Consider the following 5,093-nt stretch of genomic DNA (forward strand, 5'->3'; position numbering starts at 1 on the left):
GGGCCAGCCAGCCGCCGGCGAGGGCCACCGCCAGCCGCGCCAGGTTGCCGAGCACCGGCCAGAGCAGCCGCCCGGCCCCCTGCGACGCAAAGTACAGCGCCAGGCCAAGTCCGAAAAAACCATACACCGGCCCCACCACCCGCAGGTAGGCGCTGCCGGCTTCGATCATGGCCGGATCGCTGTTGAACAGTGAGAGCCAGGCCTTGGGAAACGCCGCGGCCCACAGGCCGATGGCTTCGGTCATCACGAAGGCCATGCCCGCGCCTATCCAGGTCGCGTGCAGCGCGCGTTCGCGCTGGCCCGCACCCATGCAGGTGCCCACCATCGCGACCAGCGGCGCACCGAAACCGAACACCAGCGGCACCAGCAGATACTCCAGCCGCGAAGCGGTGCCGTAGCCAGCGATGGCCGCCGTGCCGAAGCCGCCGACCAGCGCGGTGGTGATGCCTATGGCGAGGTTGGTGGCCACCGTGGACACCGTGCCGACCAGGCCCACACGCAGGATGTCCTTGAACAGTGTCCAGCGGAAGCGGATGTGTGCGAACGAAGGCCGCAGCAGGCTTTTCGGCGACCACAGGTAAGCCGCCAGCACCACGCTGCCCACCAGGTAATAGGCCAGCATCGCGATCGCACCGCCGGCAATGCCCAGCCCGGGCAACGGGCCCCAGCCGAAGATCAGCAAGGGCGACAGCGGCAGCAGCACCAGCGCGCCCAGCACCGTGACATTGGCCGGCACCGCCATGTTGCCGGTACCGCGGATCACGGCCGACAGCGTGTTGAAGATCCAGATCAGCGCCGCGCCGGCGAACACCCAGTTGGAATACACCATGGCGGCATCCAGCGCTCCGCCGGTGCCACCCATGCGGCCATACAGCCAGCGGCCGCCGCCCAGCACAGCGACCATGAACACCACCGAAAACACGGCGGCGATGACGATGGCATGCAGCACCAGCGCGTCGGCATCGTCCCGGCGCCGCGCACCCAGCGCACGTGCAATGGCCGAGGCAATGCCGCCACCCATGGCGCCGGCCGACGTCATCTGCATCAGCATCACCACCGGAAACACCAGGGCCATGCCAGCCAGCGCGTCGGTGCCCAGCTTGCCGACGAAATAGGTCTCTATCAGCCCGACACCGGCTTGCGCCAGCATGACCAGCACGTTGGGCGCCGCCAGGCGCAGCAACGTGGAAGCGATGGGCGCTTCCAGCAGCAGCCGCGTACGCGGGTCGATGGCGCTCATACGCCCGCCTCGGGAAAGCTAATGTCCTGTCCCGTCAATAAGGTGATGAAATGAAATTGTCCAGTCAGTCGCCAGGCAAGGCGCGAGGAGGCGACATAGCCGTAGCTATGGCAACGACGAGCAACGCCGCATGGTGGCTGAATGGGCGATTTCATATTGCCTTTATTGACGGGACAGGACACTAGGCACCACCACCCGCATCGTGGACACCTGCAGGACTTCGCCGCGCTGGTTGCGGGTTTCGCTGCGTACGGTTGCCATGCCGCGGTCAGGCCTGGAGCGCGAAGGCTGAACGCTGGTGACCTCGCTCACGACATGCAGCACATCCACCGGACGCGTCGGCTGCGGCCAGCTGAGCTCTCCACCCGCACCGATGATGCCGCCCGCAATCGGCAGCCCACCGGTAACAAGCAAACGCATGGTAACGGCGGCGGTGTGCCAGCCGCTGGCGGCCAGGCCACCGAACAGGGTGTCCCCGGCGGCCGCATCGTCAAGATGGAAAGGCTGCGGATCAAACTGCATGGCGAAGGCCTTGATCTGCGCCTCGTCCATGGCGTGTTCCGCGCTGACGAAACGGTCGCCCACGCTGAGATCCTCGAGATAAAGAAGCGGCGTGTCTGAAGCCATGGCTGTTTCCAATTGGCTTTGATGTTCAGGCCGCTGCCGGCCGGGCCAGGCGGGCCTCCCGGATCGGCAGGTTCACCAGCGCGGCACCCGCGGCCAGCACGATGTCGATGTACCAGACCCAGTCATAACTGCCGGTCGCCTGGAACACATAACCGCCAAGGAAGGCGCCGAAGAAACCACCCACCTGGTGAGCCAGCATCACGATGCCGAACAGCATGGCCATGTTGGCCGTGCCGAACATCTTGGCCACCAGGCCCACCGTCGGTGGAACGGTCGACAGGAAGGTCACACCCATGACGGCTGCAAAAATCAGCATCACTGCGGGTGTCTTGGGTGCCAGCAGGAACACCAGCACCGCCAGGCCGCGCATTGCATACAGCATTGCCAACAACGACTTCATGCGCCAGCGGCTCACCGCCCAACCCATGGCCAGGCTGCCGACAATGTTGAACAAGCCGATCATGGCGAGCGACCAGCCACCCACTTCAGGAGGCAGGCCGCATGCGGCCACTACGCCCGGCAAGTGCGTGGCCAGAAAGGCAACGTGAAACCCGCACACCAGAAAACCCAGGCTCAGGTAACGGTAACTCGGCGTGGCCAGCGCCTGGCTGATGGCCTCGCGGGCACTCAGGGCTTTCTTGCCCGAGGCTGCCGCAGCCTGTGCGGCCAGTGCGTTCGAATTGCCCTTGAGCACCCATACCGCCGGCAGCGCCAGCAGCAGCAACACGCCGAGCCACTGCATCGCGTTGGCCCAGCCAACGGCGGCGGTCAGGCCCACCGCGATAGGCGCCATTGCAAACTGGCCGAAGGAGCCGCCCGCATTGACAATGCCACTGGCAAAGCCGCGTTTTTCCAGCGGCACCAGGCGCGCGGTCGCTGCCATCAGCACCGAAGGGCCGGCCATGCCCGCACCGCCTGCGGCCAACACGCCGATGGCGAAGATCAGGCCCGCGGTGCTGGTCATCAGCGGCGTGATGATGGTGCCCACGGCAACCAGGAGCACCCCCAGAAAAATGACGCGCCCCGTGCCTATGCGGTCGGCCACGGCGCCGGCGAAAGGCTGCGTCAGCCCCCACCAGAGCTGGCCGAAGGCAAAAGCCAGGCTGATGCTGCCTATACCCAGCGCGGTCGAGGTGTTGAGTGCCGACAGGAACAGGCCCATGGTCTGGCGCACACCCATGGTCAGGGCAAAGGTTCCCGCCGCAGCCAGCAGCACCAGCCAGAGCACGGTGTGTTTTTGCGCGGCAGGCGCCGCAGTGTTCTTCGGTTTATTCATCATCGGCTCCAGGTAGGGGGGACAGACATTCCAGCGATTCATCGATCAGCGCATGCAGGGCCAGCACACGTTCGACACCCAGCAATTGGTTGATGCCCTCCTGCGCGACACGCCAGCGGCGCTGCGCCTCGGTACGTTTGTCGCGGCCGGCATCGGTGACGCTGACCAGCCGGCTGCGGCCATCGCTGCCGGGCGCCAGTTCCAGCCAGCCATTGGCGACCATGGGCTTGAGGTTGCGCGTCAGCGTCGAGGCATCAATCTTCATTTCACGCGCCAGGTCGCCGGGACGCAGGGGCCCGAACTTCACGACATAGGACAGCAGCGAATACTGCGTTCCCTTGAGCCCGCTCTTGCCGACCTCGGCGTCATAGTGCTGCGCGACCCGGCGCATCAGCTGGCGCAACTTGAGGTTGGTGCACCCTTGCGGACGCAGGTGAACGGGTGTTGGCAGGGCGGTGGCAGAATTCATGATCCAATTGTAGCTACAATTGTTGTATATGCAATCAAAAGGAAAAGCAATGACCCCTGAGGAAACATTGGCACAGTGGAACGAACAACGCAACGCGGTCGTCGAACGCATGCTGGCCGGCGGTGGCAAGCCGGGCCTGGCACGCCCCGAGGCGGTGGCCGGCAAGACCGGCCTGGAGACCATGCAGGCCATGCTGGCCGGCGAACTGCCCTTTCCGCACATTGCAGATACGCTGGACTTTTCGCTCGTGGAAGTGAGCCCCGGCAAGGCCGTCTTCCAGGGCACCCCGCAGCTCAAGCACTACAACCCGCTGGGCACCGTGCATGGCGGCTGGTACGCCACGTTGCTGGACTCGGCGCTCGGGTGTGCGGTACACACCATGATGCCCGCCGGCCGGGCCTACACCACGGCTGAACTCGGCGTGAACATTGTTCGCGCCGCCTCGCACACCACCGGACCATTGCGCGCCATCGGCACCGTCATCCATTGCGGCCGGCAGCTGGCGACCGCCGAAGCGCGCATTGTCGGGCCCGACGGCAAACTGTACGCGCACGCTACCACCACCTGCCTGGTGTTTGAAGTGCCGCCGGCCAGGGCAGCCTGAGCCAACAATGGCCACACGACGCAACCCCTGTTTATGATTGCCGGACAATAGGCATCCCATTGACAAGGAAGCGAACACGATGAGACTCCTGCACACCATGCTGCGCGTCGGCAACCTGCAACGCGCCATAGATTTTTACACCCAGGTTCTGGGCATGAAACTGCTGCGCACTTCGGAAAACCCCGAGTACAAGTACAGCCTCGCGTTTGTCGGCTACGGCAACAACCCGGAGCATGCCGAGATTGAGCTGACTTACAACTGGGGCACCGAAAGTTACGACATGGGCACAGCCTTCGGCCACATCGCACTCGGTGTGCCCGATGCCTACGCGGCCTGCGAAAAGATCAAGGCGGCTGGCGGCAATGTGACGCGCGAGGCCGGACCGGTCAAGGGCGGCACAACCGTCATTGCGTTTGTCACCGACCCGGACGGCTACAAGATTGAGTTGATTGAGCGCAAGGAAGATGCTGGGGGCGCTGGCCTGCGTTGACTCCGGGATGACGGCCACTGAGACCGATATGATGCGCGCAGCGCGTCATATCTCCCCGAATCCGCATCCGTTCCCACACCACCCTTCTGTATGTGCCGAGGAGCGGAGGGCCAGACGGATCAGGACGGGCGATTGTCTGAGCGTAGCGAGTTCGAGCCCGGCCCCGGCTGGACCGAGCAACGCAGGTTGCCCGTAGCGAAGCGCAGGGACGCAGACAGTAGGGTCGCCTTTTTCTTTGCTTACTTTCTTTTTTTGGCGACGCTGTATAGACCGGACACATGGTGGACAGGTGTGCGGAGACATGGTTGACGGTTTTCATTAGAAGTTATCCGGCTGCCTGAGGTCAATGGTCAGGCAGCGATGATGAGCAAAGAACACATCGAACAG

At 64.3% G+C, this 5,093-nt stretch carries 6 protein-coding genes; 2 read left to right on the forward strand and 4 right to left on the reverse strand.

All coding sequences use genetic code 11. The features are described 5' to 3' along the window. From WA904_RS04175 to WA904_RS04190, 4 genes are all read right to left on the reverse strand, one after another. Positions 1-1,240: MATE family efflux transporter (locus WA904_RS04175; RefSeq protein ID WP_425195865.1), on the reverse strand; the 1,240-nt coding region annotated here is incomplete at its 3' end. 162 nt (positions 1,241-1,402) lie between these two features. Next, a complete protein-coding gene (locus WA904_RS04180) occupies positions 1,403-1,867 on the reverse strand; it encodes a MaoC family dehydratase (RefSeq protein ID WP_425195866.1) in 465 nt (154 codons plus the stop codon). A 25-nt stretch (positions 1,868-1,892) separates the two neighbouring features. Then, entirely contained in the window at positions 1,893-3,143 is a 1,251-nt protein-coding gene (locus tag WA904_RS04185; protein ID WP_425195867.1) for an MFS transporter, read from the reverse strand. Then, positions 3,136-3,612 carry a MarR family winged helix-turn-helix transcriptional regulator gene (locus tag WA904_RS04190; RefSeq protein WP_425195868.1) on the reverse strand — a complete coding sequence of 159 codons (477 nt, stop codon included), beginning with the start codon at positions 3,610-3,612 and terminating at the stop codon, positions 3,136-3,138. The genes WA904_RS04185 and WA904_RS04190 overlap by 8 nt, the downstream gene beginning before the upstream one ends. 49 nt (positions 3,613-3,661) lie before the next feature. Between WA904_RS04190 and WA904_RS04195 the strand changes: the two genes are divergently transcribed. Then, positions 3,662-4,216: a PaaI family thioesterase gene (locus WA904_RS04195; RefSeq protein ID WP_425195869.1), complete on the forward strand. Its 555-nt coding sequence runs from the start codon at positions 3,662-3,664 to the stop codon at positions 4,214-4,216. Between the two features lie 79 nt (positions 4,217-4,295). Further along, positions 4,296-4,706: a lactoylglutathione lyase gene (gene gloA, locus WA904_RS04200; protein ID WP_425195870.1), complete on the forward strand. Its 411-nt coding sequence runs from the start codon at positions 4,296-4,298 to the stop codon at positions 4,704-4,706. The last annotated feature ends 387 nt before the right edge of the window (positions 4,707-5,093 follow it).

Source organism: Polaromonas sp., from assembly GCF_049790275.1.
GTDB lineage: Bacteria > Pseudomonadota > Gammaproteobacteria > Burkholderiales > Burkholderiaceae_C > Polaromonas.

Coding starts and splice junctions, on each gene's coding strand:
- WA904_RS04190 (WP_425195868.1), bottom strand. CDS start 3,612: ATGAATTCTGCCACCGCCCTGCCAACACCCGTTCACCTGCGTCCGCAA.
- WA904_RS04195 (WP_425195869.1), top strand. CDS start 3,662: ATGACCCCTGAGGAAACATTGGCACAGTGGAACGAACAACGCAACGCG.
- WA904_RS04185 (WP_425195867.1), bottom strand. CDS start 3,143: ATGAATAAACCGAAGAACACTGCGGCGCCTGCCGCGCAAAAACACACC.
- WA904_RS04180 (WP_425195866.1), bottom strand. CDS start 1,867: ATGGCTTCAGACACGCCGCTTCTTTATCTCGAGGATCTCAGCGTGGGC.
- gloA (WP_425195870.1), top strand. CDS start 4,296: ATGAGACTCCTGCACACCATGCTGCGCGTCGGCAACCTGCAACGCGCC.